Raw genomic sequence first — 18439 nt, 5'->3', positions numbered from 1 at the left:
AATCCGCTCTGTTAGCTTGCTAAATAACAAAATCCAACAATCGGGTCAACATTTTTCGTGAAAAATAACATCACAAAACAACTTTTTCCAACGAATCCACTATATACAATCTCCGTTTTGAAGATGTCAACAAAAAGATTATGAGAAAATCTTTCCATGCTCTAGTCTTCCTGAACTTTTTCCCCGATAATACGCCATTCCCTGGGGTTGAGACCCATGGGATAGACATGAACGTTGCCAAAGCGCCTGTTAACCGCTACCAGAGCCCTGGTCGTAAATAGAAAAATATAGGGCTGTTCTTCATGAAGGATCTCGTGAAGCCTGTGATAAAGCCTGCGCCGCCTTTCAGGATCAAATTCTCGCCGGGCTTCTTCTATGATCCTGTCAGCTTCTTCGTTTGCAAATCCTACAAAATTGGATCCACCTTCCTGCTGGGATGAATGCCACACCTGATAGGGATCAGATTCCCATCCAAGGCTCCATCCCAGAGTGCAAGCATCAAAATCATGGGATTGAATCTTTTGGATAAAAACAGCCCATTCAAGTCGCCGAATCGTCATGCGAATGCCTGCTTCTTTAAGATTTTCCTGAAAGATCGTTGCTAGCTGTTCAGCAAATTTAGATCCAGCAGAAATCAAAAATTCAAAAGAAAAAGGCATCCCATCTTTGTCACGGATCCCATCGCCATCGTGATCCACCCAGCCTGCTTCTTCGAGAAGTTTCTTTGCTTGATCGGGATCGTATGGATAAGGTTCAATCGCTTTGTTGTATTCAGGGCTGTTCACATAAAAAGGTCCAGAGACGATTGTTCCTAAACCAAAAAGAATTTTTTCAAGAATAATTTTTCTATCTAAAAGCATTGTCATCGCCTGGCGAACTCGCCTGTCCTGAAAAAGAGGCTTCCTTAAATTCCAGCCGATAAAGCTATATTGCGGCGTATGATAGCTAAGCTTCTGGAAGTGCTTCTGAAAGCGTTTTCCTCTCGTTTGATAAACCCACTGTATAGGACGTAACCCCATCACATCAAGTCCTTCCTGCTTGAGCACCTGCAAAGCCACAGTGGAGTCAGTGATGATCTTAAAGACAATCTCTGATATGGCTGGTTTTTCGCCCCAGTAGTCTGGATTTTTTTCGAGCACAATCTCTTTGCCGGTCTCCCATTTCTTGAATACATAAGGTCCCGTGCCAACAGGGGATCTTCCTATAGGATGAGCATTGAAGTTTCCGCCTTTTTCAAAAAGATGAGCCGGCACGATGGGCATGGTGCCGCAAACTTCCAGAGCTTTAAAATAGGGTTGACGGTAGGTAAACCTTACGGTGTGATCATCCAGAGCTTCAACTTTGACGATGTCCTGATAGTAATTTCTGAGATGAAGAGCATCTACCGCCGGATCCATGATTCGTTCGTAGCTAAAAAGAACATCTCTGGCTGTAAAAGGTGTTCCGTCGTGCCATTTAACATCGTCTCTGAGAAAAAAAGTGTAAACAAGATGATCTCCCGAAACCGCCCAGCCTTTTGCAAGAAGCGGCACCAGTTCCATTGTTTTTTCGTCTCGTTTAAGAAGGGATTCGTAAATAAAGTCATTTACCTGAGCGGCGTAGGCATCCGTTGCTGTGATGGGATTCAGTGTGGCAGGTTCGGCGCTAAGATGCATTACAAGACGGTTGCCCAGTACGTTTCCTTCAACGGATGATGGCTTTGACACCCATATGGAAATTACCACCAGAGCGCACAAAAACACGAAGATGGCAAATAGCAAAAATTTTCGGCTTTTCATAATTAAATCGATCTTTTGGTTTTCCTGATTTTTCGAGCTTCCCGCTTCCAGTCAGGTCCTTTTGATTTTTTCTTCTTTTCGCTCTTTTTGTCAGACTGCTCGTCTTCTATGCCAAACTGTTTCTTGAAAGCTTCAACGGTAAGAGCAAAAGATCCGTAGAGTTTTTCAGATTCTGCAGGCTGAACTGTTTTGCTTTTTTCGCGGTGAGCCTTTTCCTTCCTGATTTCTCGAATTTCTTCGAGTTCTTTTTCTGACACGAGCGGAATTATAAGAGAAGAAGATGGTAGTGATGAGTCAGTAAGAAAGAGTCTTTCTCCAGCCTGATAGAATAGATGCCCCGGAAGGTTTTCTGTATCCACGGTGATAACAATAAGTTTTTCATCAGACGACGGTTTTGCCATCCTGAGGCTTTCTTGAGGATCGCTCCATAGAGCAATATAAGAACGGTGCGATGGTAAAAGAATCCCCTTTTTCTGCACAAAGGGCACACCCCTTAACGGCACAGCTATATAAAGATGCTCCGGTGGTGTGACAACAGGATAATCCGGTAAGGGCGTTTTTAGCTTTAGTCTTCCTTCTTGCAGATAAAACGGAAGATCAACGCCGGCAAGTTCGATTTCTCTAATGTGGCTTTCTCTGAAAAACCGAAGATCTTCTTCTCTCTGGAGCGCCCACAGGAATTCCTTCCACGGCATAGATCCATCCTTGTCCCAGAAAAGCCCGTATTCAGCTGGATTTACAACCGTCATGGTTTTTAGAATTTTTGCAAGTTGCTGAGGCTTCATGGCTTACTCTCCCAGGATGCGAATAATTGGCGGAATAACCATATTTGCAATTTCCCGGCTGGATCCGCCTCCAAGGACCACTTCAAGTCTTCCCTGGCATACTTCGTCAGAAAGAGCGCACATGGTGCGAGCTATAGCTTCATAGGCGCCTCTGGTGAGCCCCAGATCTCCGTAGTCGCCCCTGTGAGTATCAAAACCAAAATACCAGAAAAGAAACTCCGGAGCGAATTTTCGAATTCTCGGTGCAAACTCCTTTTCTACAATGGCTGCATAAGCTGAGTTCCTGTCGCTTTCGGTTCTAGCCTTTGCAAGATGATCGTAAGCTGACACATCAACCTTTGTCCCGTCGGGAGATTCGTAATTTTGCTGGCAGATGCAGCAGTGGAGCACTTCCGGATCGTTACCAATAAGTTCTCTTGTGCCATCCCCATGATGGGCATCAGTATCTACTATGGCTATGCGTCTGACTCCATAAAGGCTTCGCATGATCTTAATGGCTATTACCACGTCGTTAAAACAGCAGTAGCCCCAGAAATAGTTTCTGCCTGCATGATGTCCGCCGGCGCCAATTAAGGCAAAGGATCGAAGATGTTCTCCCTTGAGGATAGTTTCTGCGCCAAGAACCACGCTCCCAACAGAATGCCATGCAGTGCTGCAGAGAGGATCTCGCATTACTTCCGCAAGATGATCATAGGTATGAACCTGAAGGATCCATTCCTCACTTATGGGCTGGGCGTAAAGGAGATGAAAGCGATCATCTTTCAGAATGTCGCTTAAGATTTGAGGAAAGTCCTGAAGCCGTGTGCCTCGAGTCAGGTAACTTCGCCTGCTGAAGCTTTCATGATAAACAATAGCTACCGACCGCTTCATGATCACAGCCTTTCCTGTTTCGGTTTACACGGGCTGCTATTTCAACAACTTTTTCTATGACTTCTTTCTTAACATATGGATGTATCGGAAGAGATAAAATTCTTTCTGCGCAGGATTCCGCTACTGGAAAATCTCCAGATTTATAGCCGAGATCTTCAAAAGCTGGTTGCAGATGAAGAGGCAAAGGATAATATATCGCCGTGGGGATGCGATTTTCAGCAAGTTCTTTTCGAAGAGTGTCCCGAAAAATTCTTGAAGGGGTCAGGATGCTATACTGAGACCAGACACTTTCTACACTTTCGGGAGTAGTTGGAGTAATAATGCCTGGTATTCCAGAAAGCTTTTCCGTGTAAAGATCTGCAATGTGTTGCCGCTGTCTCTTTTCGGCACCGAATATTTTAAGTTTTGCAAGAAGCACAGCAGCCTGGATGCTGTCAAGTCTGCCGTTTAATCCAATGATCCTGTGCTGATAAGGAACGCTATCGGTGCCGTGATTTCTTATGAGCCTTAATCTTTCAGCCAGTTCTTCCGAATCGGTAAATATGGCGCCGCCGTCGCCGTAAGCTCCTAAAGATTTCGCCGGAAAGAAGGATACACATCCTACATTTCCAAGACTGCCCGCCATTTTTTTCCCATAGCGACTTCCAAAAGCCTGAGCCGCATCTTCTATCAAAAATAGTCCATACTGGTGAGCGATTCTGGAAATTTCTTTATACGGCGCAGGACATCCAAAAAGATCTACAGCGATAATTGCTTTAGGTTTAAGTTTGTCGGCTCCTCTGGGGAGAGGTACATCTCTTCTTTTGCCTTCTACAGCTTCAATTGCTTTTCGAAGTGATTCCGGATCCATTACAAAGCATACGGGATCTATGTCAACGAATACAGGAGTTGCCCCTGCGAGCCGAATCACTTCTGCCGTTGCTGCGAATGTGAATGGCACAGTAAAGACGGCATCTCCTGGTCCAATTCCCAGAGCAAGTAAAGACATAAAAAGAGCATCCGTTCCACTTGAGCAGGTTATGGCGTGCTGGACCCCAACTTCGTCTTTAAGCCGTTCTTCCAGTTCGGCGATTTCGGGTCCTCCTACATACCGGCAATGTCTCAATACGGTAAAGATCCTTCTTTCGATTTCGCCTCGGATCAAATCTTGCTGGCGGTAAAGATCAACGAAGGGAATCTCGGGAGGTGCAGAAGATAAAGTTACCAGATAATCTTCCGGAGATATGGATTTAATGGACGGATCTTTCAGGAAATCTTCACTTCTGGTTAGAATGTAAGCTCCCTGTCCAAGCCGATTTACAGCTTTAGAAAGTTGAGATCTAAGTGGGAAAGGATCGGTAACTGCTTCCCCGTCTTCGGTTAAAGCCGCAAGCCAGGAGTGGCGAGAAGAGAAGTCTTTGAGAAGCCTGGAAGCATTCACGGAGGCTTCTTCTTTAGAGAGCAATTTAAGATTCATAAGTTTTTCGGCAAGTTCGCTGTGAATTCGATCAACACTTCCCACGTAAAGCCATGTTTTTACGCCTTCAGTTTGAGCTTTGGAAAAAGTTCTAGAAATTGCGTCATCGGTTTCGCCAATACACGAATCTACTGCTATATCTGGAGCAATCAAAAGATCGGTGATCATTTCCTGTCTGCGCCCCCTTAGCTTGATCTGTCACAAAAATTTAAGTTGAAAAAAGCCCGAGCTTTTTTGCCATTTCCTGATAGGGTTTGGGAAAGAGAGGTTCAAAGTTCTGATAAAAAGTTACAGGATATCTCGCCCCAATCGGTTTCCCGGCTTCAACAAGTCCGGTCACAAGATCAGAAAGAAAAGTCGGTGGGATGGACAGAGCCAGTTCATCGTCCTGGGTCATGGAGAAGATGCGATCGCCCATGCCGGGAATAGAAATTCTGGGGGCTTGAGTTGCATAAGCGGCATAAAGAGTTTCCACACATGCGATTTTCCCCTGAAAATCCCCTGTAATATTTTCCGAGCGGCTGAAGCGTAGCGCCTGAACAAGACGCATTAATTGAGCTGGATTTCCGTAAATGACAACCACGTGCGGATCCCATTCCGCTTTGGCAAGAGGCGCCATAAGAATGCCGGTAATGCTCCCTTCTTCTGGAATGATCATGGCTTCAATTTGAGCCTTTGCCGTTTCTTCGTTTTGGGCAAATCCAACCTGAACAAGAAGGGAAACCATTTCTTTGCGAGCATCCTGAGCGTGGCTCATGCCCCAGGCAAGTATTGCAGGCACACAAATTAAGTCAGATTTGTCCAGTCCAACCGTCCAGCCGTATATTCTTGCCATTGTGATAGCCTGGCAGATGGTTATACGCTTCCCGAGCGCTTTCGCGGGACGTCTTGCACTTTCTGGAAAAGACTCGCCTTTTTCCATAAATCTTACCGCAATAGGAAAGCTTCTCGTTCTTGTGGCTCCAAGTATGGCTTCCTGTATGGACTGGTACTCATTCACGGCATTTCCCCTCCTGTGAAAGAGTTAACGATACGAGATTATTTTTCCAGAAAAATGAGGAAGTGTCATGATGAAAAATTCAAGACAGCAAAAAATTGTGAAACCAACTTCAATGCTTTTAGCGGAGAAGGAAGGGGTGAATATCATAATGTTTGGTCAAGAGTGTTTGCAGGGGAAGAGGCTTTCCTGAATTTTAGAAATGGCTTCTCGTAACCCTGGTGAGCTTTTCTGGCTGTATCTTCTTTGTAAACGGCTTCTGGCTCTGAAAATAACACTGGTTCTTCTTCCCGGTTTGATGCTCTGTTGACCCCCCTAAATCCCCCCGTCAACGGGGGGACTTACACATTATTTCCGTCAACGGGTGACTTCTTCTCCCTCCCCGTTGACGGGGAGGATCGATGTAGGAACTGTTTCTATCAACGTAAAGTCGTTGAGCACTGCATTGTTATGATTACCGGTTCGAGCAACTTGCTATTTGATCCAGCCTGTGTTCGTAAAGGCACGGAAGTATTGCCCCCCTAAATCCCCCCGTCAACGGGGGGACTTCCTCTCCCTCCCCGTTGACGGGGAGGGCTGGGGATGGGTCTCATCCCCGTTGATGACGCATCTGTTCGGCCCTGTGGAGGATATTCGCATAGGAGCAACCGGCCGGTCGTCCCTACGTTTCTAAAGCACCATCAAAGATAAATATCTAAAGGACATGGTGCAGAATCTTGCCCCTTTTGATAATTACCGCCGTTGACTAATCTCTTGCAATTATGGTTGTCATCCCCATGCCGCCTCCTACACAGAGAGTTGCAAGCCCAACTTCCAGATTGCGGCGGCGCATTTCGTGAAGAAGAGATACGACGATTCTAAGACCGGTGCATCCTACTGGATGCCCGAGGCTTATACCGCTACCGTTTACGTTCGTTATGGATCGATCAAGCCCAAGACCACGTTCGCAGGCAATATACTGAGCGGCAAAGGCTTCATTGAGTTCTACAAGCTGAATGTCCTTTAAGGTCATGCCCGCCTTTTTAAGAGCTTTTTCTGTAGCTGGCACGGGACCATAGCCCATAAGATGTGGTTCAACACCAGCCACAGCCGTTGTAACTATCCGTCCCATGGGTTCAAGCCCCAGTTCCCTTGCTTTTTTGCGGGTCATGACGAGTGCTGCTGCGGCTCCGTCGTTTAATCCTGAGGAATTTCCCGCTGTTACAGTGCCGTTTTTCTTGAAAACTGGGGGAAGCTTTACCAGATCATCCATAGTAAGCCCAAACCGTGGATGTTCGTCCTGAGAGAAGATAATCTTTTCACCCTTTTTAGAACCCGGCACTTCAATGGGAACAATTTCGTCTTTGAACTTGCCTGCTTTTATAGCTGCTTCGGCTTTATGGTGGCTTTCAAGAGCTACCTGATCCTGTTCTTCACGGGAGATGTTATATTTTTCTGCAAGATTTTCCGCCGTCTCTCCCATGATCATTGGTTTTCCGAGAAGGCGGCTTCCGGAGTGGAGAGCTTCCCACAGAGAGTCAGTGATTTCCTGATGCATCAATCGAAGTCCCCATCTGGCTTTGGCTATGTAATAGGGAGCCGAACTCATGGATTCGACACCAACAACCATGATGACTTCAGCGTCTCCCGCTCGGATAACCTGAGCTGCCGAAGCAAGAGCCTGCATGGATGACGAACACTGACGCTGGATGGTATAAGCAGAAACATGGATGGGGAATCCTGCCATGAGAGCTGCCGTTCTGGCAGTATTGGCTTCGTCGGCGCACTGGATACAATCGCCGGCTATTATGTCATCGAGAATGGCGGGATCTATCCCTGTGCGCTCAACCACGGCCTTCATAACGTGAGCCGCCAGTTGAGATGCTCGCAAATCTTTCAGAGCTCCACCGAATTTTCCTATCGCCGTTCTAACTCCCCCTACGATTACTACGTCTTGATCCTTGTTCATAGATACTTTGCCTCCTGTTTCTTAAGTAATAAAAAGGCGGTGGGAACCCCTCCATAACGTTACCACCGCCTGGTAAAATTAAAACCCCCCTGGCCCTTCGATTATGATGGTTACAGGAAGTTTTACAGGCATCTTGATATTACAAGTCGCAGAATTTCGTTGGTGCCTTCGTAAATTTGAGTAATCTTGGCGTCGCGCATCATGCGTTCTACAGGGTATTCTTTGATGTAGCCGTAGCCTCCCAGCACCTGCACTGCTTCCGTGGTTACCCACATGGCTACGTCACCGCATAAGCACTTTGCCATAGCGCTCATTTTGATGAGTTCAGGGCTGAGCCGGCTCATATCCTTGGGCAGATGGTCATACATGGCGCAGGTTTTGTAAAGAAGCTGGCGAGCCGCTTCAACTTTCATTGCCATGTCAGCGAGTTTAAATCCAATTCCCTCGTGCTGGATTATGGGTTTTCCAAAGGCGATTCGTTCCTTTGCATAGGCTGTTGCGTATTCAAAGGCTCCTGCGGCTATTCCGAGAGCCTGAGCCGCAACGCCAAGTCTTGAGAAGTCGAGAGTTTTCATCATGATGTGGAACCCATCTTCGCCGTTTCCAAGGAGATTTTCGGCAGGGACACGGCAGTCTTCGAAGATGAGTTCTACTGTGTCAGACCATCTAATGCCCATCTTGTCTTCCTTTTTGCCCACAGAAAATCCTGGGGTTCCCTTTTCCACGATGAAAACGCCAGCGTTTTTATGGGACGGCTTCTGGGGATCGGTGATGGCATAAACCGTTACCACATCGGCTACACTGCCGTTGGTGATGAAGGTCTTTGTGCCGTTGAGAACGTAATAGTCACCGTCTTTTACGGCGCGACATCTAAGGGATGCAACGTCCGATCCTCCTCCCGGTTCGGTCAGAGCAAAGGCGGCGAGCCATTCGCCGGTTGAAAGTTTGGGGAGATATTTTTTCCTTTGTTCTTCATTTGCCGCAAGCAAAATGGGAAGAGATCCAAGTTCATGATCGGCGATAAGAAGTCCGCAGGCTGCATCAACCTTGGAAAGCTCTTCAACGGCGATCGCCATAGCGAGAACGCCTGCACCAGATCCGCCGTATTCTACGGGAAAATCAATACCGTAAAGGCCATTCTCTCGAAGGAGATTAACCATGTCCCAATCGAATTCGCCTGTTTCATCCCTTTTAGCTGCTCCAGGAGCAACTTGCTCCTTCGCAAGCCTTCTTACCATGTCTCTTAACATCTTATGTTCTTCGGTCAGTTCGTAAAGATGATGTGACATAGGTGGTTCCCTCCTTTTGTTTTTTATTTACTTGGAAGAATAGTTGTAAAATCCTTTTCCTGTTTTTCGCCCCAAATAACCAGCTCGGACCATTTTTCTAAGAAGCGGTGCAGGGCGATACTTATCTTCGCCCAGTTCTTTATGGAGTCCTTCAAGAACGTGGAGGAGAGTGTCAAGACCCACCATATCGGCAAGAGCAAGTGGCCCGATCGGGTGGTTGGCACCGAGCATCATGGCTTTATCGATGTCTTCGGCTGATGCGAGTCCTTCAGAATATACAAAGATTGCTTCGTTTATCATGGGGCAAAGGATACGGTTTACCACAAAGCCGGGAGCTTCCTTGACTTCGACAGGGGTTTTACCGATTTTTTCTACAAAAGTTTTAGCGGTTGCATAAGTTTCATCAGAGGTAGCAAAACCTCTGATGAGTTCCACAAGTTTCATTACAGGAACCGGATTGAAGAAGTGCATTCCTATGAATTTGTCGGGTCGCTTCGTTACCGATGCCATTTCTGTGATGGACAGACCGGAAGTGTTGGATGCGAAAATGGTCGATTCGGGGCAGATAGAATCAAGTTCTTTGAAAACTTGCTTTTTTACATCCATAATTTCGACAACGGCTTCGATAACGAGCTGGCAGTCCTGGGCAGCTTCTTTAAGATCGGTAGTGCCTTTGATGCGCTTCATAACTGCTTCGGCTTCGGATGCATCCTTTTTGCCTTTAGAGACAGCTCGATCCAGATTGGCTTTGATGGTTGCTATACCTTTTTCGACGAAGCTAGTTTCAATGTCTCGAATGGTTACCTGACAGCCTGCTTCGGCAATCACTTGGGCTATGCCGGATCCCATGATACCGGCTCCAAGCACGCAAACTTTGGTGATCTCCATGGTTCCTCTCCTTGAAAGTTGCTGTTGCTATTAAAAGGTTATTTCACCATACCTGAAGCATTGATTCAAACCCTTCTGCAAGGGTTTTTATATCCACCTCCTTTTCTCTCATTATTGCCTGTATGGCAATACCCTGAACGGAACCTATAAAAGCGATAGCGGCAGCGCGAGGGTTACGAATTCGAGGATTGGTAGCGAGAATAGGGGTAAGAGCCTGTATAAAGACTTCGTAAACGGATCTAATTCGCTCTTCTATTGGATGGTGAGATCCTGAAAATTCTGTTGCAAGCATTGCAAGGCAGATGGTTGCTTCAGGATATCTTTCGTAATGGGAGCACATAAGATTTATCATGTCCGATACGGTAGAAAAAGAGGGTTTTGTTTCTTTTTTAAGGTGTTCGCTGTAGGCGTTGATTCCTTTTGAAAGCCAGTCGATGACGGCATTTAGTAAATCTTCTTTGGAGTCGAAATGATGAAAGAGTGCGCCAGTGGTTACGCCTGCAACTTGAGCTATTTCAGATACAGTGGTTTTGTGGTAGCCGAAGCGGGCAAAAAGCCCCACTGCGCTTTTAATTATGCGCTGCCGCGTTTCGCTTGCCTGAAGTTCCCGTTTGGTCATCGCTTTCAATAGTTTTTGTCCTCATATTACGTAGTATGCATTATGTTATCTAACAGGGGCTGGTTGTATCGTCAAGAAAATTTTGTGGAAATGCTCCAGATATTTGGCTATAAAATCTTTTGAGGTGAGGCTTAAAGATGATCAGTGGAACATTGCTTAGAAAGTTGGAAAAAGTCCCACCAGATCTCAGGGATGTCTTGATTACTCTAGTAGAGGAAGTCGAGCGGCAAAGGGAGGAGTCCGTAACAAAGAAGGAATTCAACGAACTTAAGGAAATAGTTAGAGATCTAGCTGAAGCTCAGAAGAAACTTGCTGAAGCCCAAATAAAAACTGAAGGAAGAGTAAACGAACTTGCCGAAGCTCAAAAGAAAACCGAACAAAAACTTGACGAACTTGTTGAAGCTCAGAAGAAAACTGAGCAGAGACTTAATGAACTCGCCGAAGCGCAGAAGCTAACTGAACAGAGACTTAACGAGCTTACTGAAGCCCAAAGGAAAACCGAGCAAAAGCTTAACGAACTAGCTGAAGCTCAAAAGAAAACCGAGGAAAGACTCGACAAGCTTGCTGAAGCTCAAAGGAAAACTGAGGAAAGACTTAACGAGCTTGCTGAAGCCCAAAGGAAAACCGAACAAAGGCTCAACGAACTGGCTGAAGCTCAAAGGAAAACCGAGGAAGAACTAAAGAAGCTTGTTGGGGAACATAGGAAAACTAGAGAGGAACTTGGCAAGCTCTCCCACTCAGTTGGATATGTTTTGGAGGATCGAGCTATTGTGCACCTTCCGCGATTGCTTAAGAAAGACGAAGGCGTTGATGTTGAGGAATTGAAAAGAGATTTTGTAGAACTTGGACCAGGACGTTATGAAGAAATCAACATCCTTGGTAAAGGTTATAAAGGAAACAAACCGGTCTGGATAATAGGCGAATGTAAGACTCAATTCAAAAAGAAGGATGTTGAGGGCTTCCTTAAAAAACTTGAAAAAATAGAGCGTTTCTTTCCTGGAGAGCGAATACTTATTGCTGTAACTTACCAGAGTCCGCCTCAAATACAAGAACTGCTCAAAGAAAAGGGTATAAGGCTTTATTTTTCATATCTGTTTGGCTTTTAGCTTCGTCCTATTGTTCCTGAATTTTTATCATCTCTGGAATCCCACTTTGAAAAACTATGCCGTTAATGGGGGAGAATCCACGATGTCGCTCATTCTTTGCCCTCGCTCTGGCGAATACCGACTCTCCCCTTGCTACTAATAGTGTTCGGAAAATTATATAGTAGCGGCTACTGTGCACCTGTCTTACAGTCACTTATGTTCTTGCTACCCTCGTGATAGGACGAAAAGTAAAAACAATGCTAGTTAATTGCTCAAAATTATAAAGAATTCCGAAACACCCTCAATTAATGATTGACAGAAACCAACTTTATGGTTTTATCTATATTGCTTCCGTTAGGAAAGGGCCCATAGCTCAGCTGGTAGAGCCACCGGCTCATAACCGGTAGGTCCCTGGTTCGAGGCCAGGTGGGCCCACCAAAAGAGCAGTTTCTTCTTTGAAAGCCGTAAGTTAGGAAAGGGGAGTTTGAAGCCCTTATGGAGGTCTATAAAGAGGGCATAAAACGGTCGAGTCTCGTAAGCAATGAAGGGGGTGTTCGCATTGCGAATGCCCCCTTCTTTTTTGGGTTGAAGTTTTTATGCGTGTAAGAGATATCGTTTCCTGGTTGGATTCTGTTGCGCCTTTTGATTATGCTGAACCCTGGGATAACGTTGGGCTTCAAATCGGAGATCCTGATGGTGATGTTAAACGAGTGCTTTTTGCTCTAGACCCTACATCATCATCTCTTGCTGAAGCGGTGAACCTTAACTGTGAGTGCCTTATAACCCACCACCCTCTTTTCCTTGAAGGCGTTAAAAATCTTAGAAGTGATCTATATCCTCAGAGCTTGGCAATCGATTTTATCCGACAAAGAGTTAATCTTATCGTGGCTCATACTAACCTGGATGCGGCTAAAATCGGCGGAAACTGGCTTATTGCTGAAGCTTTGAAACTTCAAGACAGAAAGCCTCTTAGTGTTAGTCAAAAGTTTTCTCAAGATTCAAAATACATCGGTATTGGGCTTTTTGGAGAACTCTCACAACCTGTCACGGTAAAAAATCTATGCCAGCAGTTAAAATCATGTTTTGAAATTGAAAGACTCAATCTTGTGGGTGATTCATTGAAAATCGTTAAAACAATCGCTGTCTGTACAGGAAGCGGCGGTTCGCTCCTCGGGAGAGTCAGGGATTTGGGAGCCGACTGCTTCATAACCGGTGAGCTTAAATACCACGATGCTGTATGGGCGGAGGAATCAAAGCTTACCGTTATCGCTTTGGGGCATTTTGGATCAGAAAGATTTATGATGGCAAAGATCGCACAGGAACTTCAAGAATGGTCTAAATCCGCCCATGAGGCTCTTGAAGTCTTCGTGTTTGAACAAGAAATGGATCATATAGCACCTTTTCAGTCTTTTGACGCATGAAGTTTTTGAAAGGAGGGATTTAGATTGCAGGATCAACTTAAATATTTGATACAGTTTCAGGTTCTGGAAAACCAGAGAAAGAATTTTCTTGAGGAGTTGAAAGATATTCCTCGAAAAAAGGTAAAATTAGAAAAGGATTTTAACGAATTTGAAAGTCACTTCCTTATGAAAAAAACCGAAATAGAGCATCAGCGTAAATTTTACCGCGATCTTGAAAAACAAATCGCTATGCTTGAAGATCGATTTAGAAAGAGCAGGCAAAAGGAGAGTGAAGTTAAAACCAACAAGGAATACAAAGCGCTTCTTGCGGAGCAAGAAGAAATTAAACGCGAGATTGGCCAAAAGGAAGATCAATTGCTGGAGTGCATGGAAAAGATTGAACTTCTTCAGCAGGAAGTTAGGAACCTCGAGAGACAGGTGGCGGAACGTCGCGAGGCTCTCCGTAAGGACCTTGAAGCCCTTGATGCTGAACAGTATGAAATAGAGCAAAAAATTGTCCGAATTGGGAAACTCCAGGAAGACCTTAAGATTAAGCTGGATGAACAGCTCAGAAAAAAATGCGAATTTCTTATGCTTAAGAAAAACGGTATTGCGGTGGCCCCAGTGGAAAAAGGCGTATGTAGAGTATGTCACGTGAGTATCCCGCCTCAGAAGTTCATAGAACTTCAGAAGAACGAATCGCTAATGAATTGTCCTCACTGTCAGCGTTTCATCTACTGGCCTCAGCATGAAAAGTATGTTTCTGCGGAAAAAGAAATTCTCTCCTTCCTTGAGGCATCATAATGAATTTATTATTTAAAAATAATTCTGCGTTTTTAGTGGAGGGATGAAGAAATTAGAAAGGTTTACGGTAATACTTCCGGTCTAAAGAGTTCGGTTCTTGGGAAAATCCAGAATCTTTACAGACGTAAAATCCCACCAGAGCAAATCGTTTCTCCGGAAGTGGCAAGAGATATGGCACGATGGAGTTTTGAAACAGGGCGTCAGATCGGAATCCTTGTTGCTCGTGACGGTTCCATTGAAATGGTGATTGTTGGGAATGCACGATCGCTTTACATCCCGGAACTTCCTAAAAGTAGAGAAGCCAGAAAAAGGCTCAGAGGACTCCGCCTGATTCATACTCATTTCAACAATGAACCCCTGTCTCAGGATGATTTAATGGATCTTGCCTTTCTTCGTCTGGATTGCGTTGCCGCCGTGGGAGTAGATCGTCATGGAGGAGCCGAACACCTATTTGCAGCGCACCTTTTCCCGGGCGGGAAAAGCATGGATGGAGATTCTCAGAGCTGGGTGATTCTTACTCCTGCTCATTGCGCTACCCCTACTATAAATTTCATTGAACTAGTGCGTTCTTTAGAAGAGGAGCTTGAGCGACAACGGGCGTTTCACCTGTCTTCTATAAAAAGTGAGGATCAAGCGATACTGGTTGTTGTTGCTGATAGAAGATCGCCGGATATCCAGTCAACAATTGAGGAGATGAAGGAACTCGCCAGAGCCAGCGGAATAGCCATAGTGGATACCGTGGTTCAGAAGGTTAAGGAAATTAATACAAAATATTTCATAGGGAAGGGTAAGCTCACTGAAGTTATGCTTACGGCTTTACGCCATGGAGTTGATTTGCTGATCTTCGATCGGGAATTGAATCCTTCGCAGGTCAGATCTCTTACCGATGCTACAGAACTCAGAGTGATCGACAGAACTCAGCTTATTCTAGATATTTTTGCGAGACGAGCTAAAAGCCGTGAAGGAAAAATTCAGGTCGAAATGGCTCAACTAAGGTATCTCATGCCGCGTCTCAACGTTAAGGACGACGCCCTTTCTCGGCTCGCTGGCGGTATTGGAACTCGAGGTCCCGGCGAAACCAAGCTTGAAATTGACCGGCGCCGCATCAAAGAAAGGCTCGATCATCTAGAAAGAGAACTTGCTGAAATCAGAAAAAGTCGAGCTGAACGCAGAAGAAAACGTCAGAAGCTGGATTTTCCTGTTATTTCAATTATTGGCTACACAAATGCTGGTAAATCGACCCTACTTAACGCTCTCACTAAAAGTAACGCTGTGGTGATGGACCAATTTTTTGCAACACTTGATCCCCTAAGCCGTAGGCTCCGATTTCCAAACGATTTTGAAGTAATTGTTACCGATACGGTTGGATTTATAAGCGATCTTCCCGATGAACTTCTCGATGCCTTTGCCGCTACTCTCGAAGAACTTCATGATGCCGATGTGCTCGTTCACGTTGTAGATATCAGCAACCCGAGGTTTGAAGATCACATTGATGCCGTTAATAAAATCCTGAGCAAATTGAATCTCCACGAAAAACCTCGCATTCTGGTTTTTAACAAAATTGATTTGCTTCCGTCACATAAAGCGATGGCTCTTGCTGAACGCTATGGTGCTATACCTATTTCGGCTCTTGAAAGATCCACTTTCCATCCCCTTATCTCAGCCCTCATGTCAGTTATAACTCCGTTAGATAATGCCAGAGCATCGATACAGCAGACTAGTGAATCTTAGAGTGTAGAAGAATTTCCTCATCTAAGGATTGTTCTTGCCAGATCCACATCCTGCTGGATTTGGGCTATTAATTCCTCAACGCCTGAAAATTTCTTTTCTCCACGGATATAATGTTCAAAGGATACAGTTATTTCTTTCCCGTAAAGGTTGCCGCTGAAGTCCAGGATGTGAACTTCCAGAGAAAGTTGAGTATTTCCAAAGGTTGGATTATAGCCAATGTTGGTGGCTCCCTTGTATCTTTTGCCTTCAAAAAAAACCCATACCGCATAAACTCCTTCTTTGGGAATGACATGGTCGCCAACATCCACGTTGGCTGTTGGGAAACCTAGCAGTTTTCCGCCCCTATCTCGCCCTTTAAGAACAGGACCGGTTATTGAGTAAGACCGGCCAAGGAGTTTCGCCGCAAAGTGGACTCGTCCTTCCTGAATAATCTTTCTAATTGCTGTGCTGCTTACCACAAAGCCTTCAATTGAAATCTCTGGAAGGGTGTCCACGCCAAAACCGTAGCGATTGCCGTAGTTTCTGAGCATTTCTATGTTGCCTTCTCTTCCTTTGCCGAAATGGTAATCGTATCCTACCACCATCCATTTTACTCCCAGATTCTGAACCAGATAGGATTCTATGAACTCCTGAGCAGTCACGGATGCGAATTCATGAGAAAAGGGAATCACAATAGTGTAGTCAACGCCCAAATCCTTAAGGATGGAAAGTTTTTCGTAGTGTGGAGTAATAAACCGCAGGTTACAGTTTGGACAGAGCACCTTTACTGGATGGGGATTAAAGGTAATAACCACGGTCGAGCCATCTAATTCTTCCGCACGCTGCTTTGCAGTTTTTATTAGCGCTTGATGTCCCTTGTGAACTCCGTCGAAGTTTCCGATAGTCACAACCGGGTTTTTCAGTTTGAGTCGCTTATCTTTTGAGAATCCTTCAATCACTTCCATACCTTGAGACCCCCTTCCACGTTTTTCTTGATCTCAAATTTTCAAGCATTATTTGCCGATCTTGACAATTGAGAAGTTGTAAGATATGGTAAAAACGCTTTTGGATCAATGGATTTTCGTTTAATTAGTGCCGAAGTGGCGGAATTGGTAGACGCGCTAGATTCAGGATCTAGTAGGCGTATGCCTGTCGGGGTTCGAGTCCCCGCTTCGGCACCATTTAGTTTGTCTTTCTGATTCCGAAAGAAATCGTTCAGTTACGGTTTTTGGCTTTCCCCTTGCTTGATCTTCATTTCTTACAGAGATCGTAAAGCTGTTAACATAAGGCATTCCGTTCAGGTTTTTCCCTATTCTTACCCAGGATCTCTGATTCCCATCCAGGGGCTTGCTGAAAGGTAGTGGGTTATAAGCGCCCTAAGTTTTTTTGTCATAACAGGCAAGCTTAACCGCTAAGTGGAGGGAAGCCATGCGTCTTATTGTTATAGGTCAGGCGCCTTTTGGGCGTGAGTGTCTTCAAGCGTTGGTAAATCAGGGAGAGGAAATTATAGGTGCCGTTACGGTGCCGGATGTCCCTGGAGCGAAAAAGCCAAATCCTTTTAAGGAACTGGCTCAAGAGTTGCGCATTCCCCTTATTCAGCCTAAGAATCTTAAAAATAGAGAATTTTTTGAATGGGTGAAGGAACAGCAACCAGATCTTCTTGTGCTCGTTTTTGTTACCCAGTTCATCTCTAAAGAAGTAATGGACTTAGCAACATACGGTGGCATAAATTACCATCCTTCACTTCTTCCTAAATACCGAGGAGGAAGTGCCATCGCCTGGGCGATCATAAATGGTGAAACCCAAACAGGAGTTACGATTCACTACACTGACGAAGGTGTTGATACCGGAGACATAATCATTCAGGAAAGTGTGCCTATTGATCCCCATGATACAACGGTAACACTTTATTATAACAAACTGTTTCCGCTGGGGGTTAAACTCGTCGCAGAAGCTGTGAGGCTCATTAGAGAAGGAAAAGCCCCGAGGATACCTCAGGATCCTCGCCTTGCTTCCTTCCAGCCTGCTCTGAAACCTGACCATACCGGAATAGACTGGCGTCAGCGTGCGTCAACTATTTACAACCTTGTAAGGGGCAGTGTGCCGGTGCCGGGAGCGATAACTCGCTTTCACGGAAAGGAACTTGCTGTGATTGAGGCTTCAGTGAAAGATGATGAAATTTGGGAAAAGCCTTCTCACGATCCGGGCAAAGTTATTGCTGTAACAGAAGAAGGTATTTTGGTTCAAACAGGGCAGGGACATCTGGTGGTGAAAAAGATCCAGAGCAAAGAGACGGGAAAGATGGAAGCAGTTGACTTTGCCAGGTCTTTTGGGATCAAGACCGGAGATATTTTTGAATCTGTAATGCCAAAGATTTAAGCTTTTAGGGGGTGCAGCCCTGTCTGCGCCCCTGTTTTCTCTAATGCGCCCCGTATGGGCGTGCTCCTGACCGTAAAATTTCCAATGCATCGGTCGCCGAGGACAGCGACCATCCCAATATCCTACCGCCGTTATGGGATGGACGGGGTCCTCACCGTCCGTTCCCTAGTGCGTCCGGCACAAGCGTACCAGCACGTTGGGGCGACGCATGCGTCGCCCCTACAGGAATATCCCCCAAGCGAATCAATCAATATCGCGGGATGACCGGTATTACGAACATATCATCCGCACTGAACAGACCCTGAACGCCGTCCTTAAATACATCCACGCCAATCCCCTGCGCTGGCACATGAACCTTATAACCCGGATGCCACTGGCAACACTGTTGGGACTGTTCCTGAATTTTCCTCTATACCTGTCCGAAAAAAGCG

The 18439-nt window shown here is 45.5% G+C and carries 16 protein-coding genes and 2 tRNA genes; 7 read left to right on the top strand and 11 right to left on the bottom strand.

The features are described 5' to 3' along the window. Positions 1-161: 161 nt before the first annotated feature. From WHS38_05925 to WHS38_05880, 10 genes are all read right to left on the bottom strand, one after another. On the bottom strand, positions 162-1778 hold the full coding sequence (locus tag WHS38_05925) for a peptide-binding protein (GenBank protein ID MEJ5300510.1): 1617 nt from the start codon (positions 1776-1778) through the stop codon (positions 162-164). 2 nt (positions 1779-1780) lie between these two features. Next, on the bottom strand, positions 1781-2563 hold the full coding sequence (locus WHS38_05920) for a hypothetical protein (GenBank protein MEJ5300509.1): 783 nt from the start codon (positions 2561-2563) through the stop codon (positions 1781-1783). 3 nt (positions 2564-2566) lie between these two features. Continuing rightward, the gene (locus WHS38_05915) at positions 2567-3433 is read right to left on the bottom strand and encodes a hypothetical protein (protein ID MEJ5300508.1); all 867 of its coding nucleotides are present in this window, start codon (positions 3431-3433) and stop codon (positions 2567-2569) included. Further along, positions 3402-5057, bottom strand: a complete 1656-nt coding sequence (locus tag WHS38_05910; protein ID MEJ5300507.1) for a DegT/DnrJ/EryC1/StrS family aminotransferase — start codon at positions 5055-5057, stop codon at positions 3402-3404. The genes WHS38_05915 and WHS38_05910 overlap by 32 nt, the downstream gene beginning before the upstream one ends. 40 nt (positions 5058-5097) lie before the next feature. After that, complete coding sequence (locus WHS38_05905) at positions 5098-5889, bottom strand: DUF169 domain-containing protein (protein ID MEJ5300506.1); 792 nt, start codon at positions 5887-5889, stop codon at positions 5098-5100. Between the two features lie 143 nt (positions 5890-6032). Next, positions 6033-6164, bottom strand: coding sequence for a hypothetical protein (locus WHS38_05900; GenBank protein MEJ5300505.1), 132 nt, complete (start codon positions 6162-6164; stop codon positions 6033-6035). 467 nt (positions 6165-6631) lie between these two features. Next, positions 6632-7834, bottom strand: a complete 1203-nt coding sequence (locus WHS38_05895; protein MEJ5300504.1) for a thiolase family protein — start codon at positions 7832-7834, stop codon at positions 6632-6634. A 122-nt stretch (positions 7835-7956) separates the two neighbouring features. Then, positions 7957-9123: an acyl-CoA dehydrogenase family protein gene (locus tag WHS38_05890; GenBank protein ID MEJ5300503.1), complete on the bottom strand. Its 1167-nt coding sequence runs from the start codon at positions 9121-9123 to the stop codon at positions 7957-7959. A 27-nt stretch (positions 9124-9150) separates the two neighbouring features. Next, a complete protein-coding gene (locus WHS38_05885; protein MEJ5300502.1) occupies positions 9151-10011 on the bottom strand; it encodes a 3-hydroxybutyryl-CoA dehydrogenase in 861 nt (286 codons plus the stop codon). A gap of 43 nt (positions 10012-10054) precedes the next feature. Continuing rightward, positions 10055-10630 (bottom strand): TetR/AcrR family transcriptional regulator, encoded by a 576-nt coding sequence (locus tag WHS38_05880; protein ID MEJ5300501.1) that lies wholly within the window; start codon positions 10628-10630, stop codon positions 10055-10057. 137 nt (positions 10631-10767) lie between these two features. Here WHS38_05880 and WHS38_05875 point away from each other — a divergent pair, with 137 nt between their 5' ends. From WHS38_05875 to hflX, 5 genes are all read left to right on the top strand, one after another. Beyond that, entirely contained in the window at positions 10768-11736 is a 969-nt protein-coding gene (locus tag WHS38_05875) for a hypothetical protein (GenBank protein MEJ5300500.1), read from the top strand. 341 nt (positions 11737-12077) lie between these two features. Further along, positions 12078-12153, top strand: a tRNA-Ile gene (locus tag WHS38_05870). 158 nt (positions 12154-12311) lie between these two features. Then, positions 12312-13136 carry a Nif3-like dinuclear metal center hexameric protein gene (locus WHS38_05865; GenBank protein ID MEJ5300499.1) on the top strand — a complete coding sequence of 275 codons (825 nt, stop codon included), beginning with the start codon at positions 12312-12314 and terminating at the stop codon, positions 13134-13136. Between the two features lie 24 nt (positions 13137-13160). Beyond that, the gene (locus WHS38_05860) at positions 13161-13919 is read left to right on the top strand and encodes a C4-type zinc ribbon domain-containing protein (protein ID MEJ5300498.1); all 759 of its coding nucleotides are present in this window, start codon (positions 13161-13163) and stop codon (positions 13917-13919) included. A gap of 171 nt (positions 13920-14090) precedes the next feature. After that, positions 14091-15650 carry a GTPase HflX gene (gene hflX / locus WHS38_05855; protein ID MEJ5300497.1) on the top strand — a complete coding sequence of 520 codons (1560 nt, stop codon included), beginning with the start codon at positions 14091-14093 and terminating at the stop codon, positions 15648-15650. A 17-nt stretch (positions 15651-15667) separates the two neighbouring features. On the opposite strand, the gene WHS38_05850 is transcribed toward hflX, so the two are convergent. Then, positions 15668-16594, bottom strand: coding sequence for a bifunctional riboflavin kinase/FAD synthetase (locus WHS38_05850; GenBank protein ID MEJ5300496.1), 927 nt, complete (start codon positions 16592-16594; stop codon positions 15668-15670). Between the two features lie 129 nt (positions 16595-16723). Here WHS38_05850 and WHS38_05845 point away from each other — a divergent pair. Continuing rightward, a tRNA-Leu gene (locus WHS38_05845) sits at positions 16724-16810 on the top strand. Between the two features lie 247 nt (positions 16811-17057). Beyond that, positions 17058-18008, top strand: coding sequence for a methionyl-tRNA formyltransferase (gene fmt, locus WHS38_05840; GenBank protein MEJ5300495.1), 951 nt, complete (start codon positions 17058-17060; stop codon positions 18006-18008). The last annotated feature ends 431 nt before the right edge of the window (positions 18009-18439 follow it).

It is taken from the genome of Thermodesulforhabdaceae bacterium, assembly GCA_037482015.1.
GTDB lineage: Bacteria > Desulfobacterota > Syntrophobacteria > Syntrophobacterales > Thermodesulforhabdaceae > JAOACS01.
This window is presented reverse-complemented; position numbering and strand designations above follow the sequence as displayed.

Excerpts from the sequence above, each read along its gene's own strand:
- WHS38_05850 (MEJ5300496.1), bottom strand. The coding sequence starts at position 16,594 with ATGGAAGTGATTGAAGGATTCTCAAAAGATAAGCGACTCAAACTGAAA.
- WHS38_05865 (MEJ5300499.1), top strand. The coding sequence starts at position 12,312 with ATGCGTGTAAGAGATATCGTTTCCTGGTTGGATTCTGTTGCGCCTTTT.
- WHS38_05890 (MEJ5300503.1), bottom strand. The coding sequence starts at position 9,123 with ATGTCACATCATCTTTACGAACTGACCGAAGAACATAAGATGTTAAGA.
- WHS38_05880 (MEJ5300501.1), bottom strand. The coding sequence starts at position 10,630 with ATGACCAAACGGGAACTTCAGGCAAGCGAAACGCGGCAGCGCATAATT.
- WHS38_05925 (MEJ5300510.1), bottom strand. The coding sequence starts at position 1,778 with ATGAAAAGCCGAAAATTTTTGCTATTTGCCATCTTCGTGTTTTTGTGC.
- WHS38_05875 (MEJ5300500.1), top strand. The coding sequence starts at position 10,768 with ATGATCAGTGGAACATTGCTTAGAAAGTTGGAAAAAGTCCCACCAGAT.
- WHS38_05915 (MEJ5300508.1), bottom strand. The coding sequence starts at position 3,433 with ATGAAGCGGTCGGTAGCTATTGTTTATCATGAAAGCTTCAGCAGGCGA.
- fmt (MEJ5300495.1), top strand. The coding sequence starts at position 17,058 with ATGCGTCTTATTGTTATAGGTCAGGCGCCTTTTGGGCGTGAGTGTCTT.
- WHS38_05885 (MEJ5300502.1), bottom strand. The coding sequence starts at position 10,011 with ATGGAGATCACCAAAGTTTGCGTGCTTGGAGCCGGTATCATGGGATCC.
- WHS38_05895 (MEJ5300504.1), bottom strand. The coding sequence starts at position 7,834 with ATGAACAAGGATCAAGACGTAGTAATCGTAGGGGGAGTTAGAACGGCG.
- WHS38_05910 (MEJ5300507.1), bottom strand. The coding sequence starts at position 5,057 with ATGATCACCGATCTTTTGATTGCTCCAGATATAGCAGTAGATTCGTGT.
- WHS38_05920 (MEJ5300509.1), bottom strand. The coding sequence starts at position 2,563 with ATGAAGCCTCAGCAACTTGCAAAAATTCTAAAAACCATGACGGTTGTA.
- hflX (MEJ5300497.1), top strand. The coding sequence starts at position 14,091 with ATGGCACGATGGAGTTTTGAAACAGGGCGTCAGATCGGAATCCTTGTT.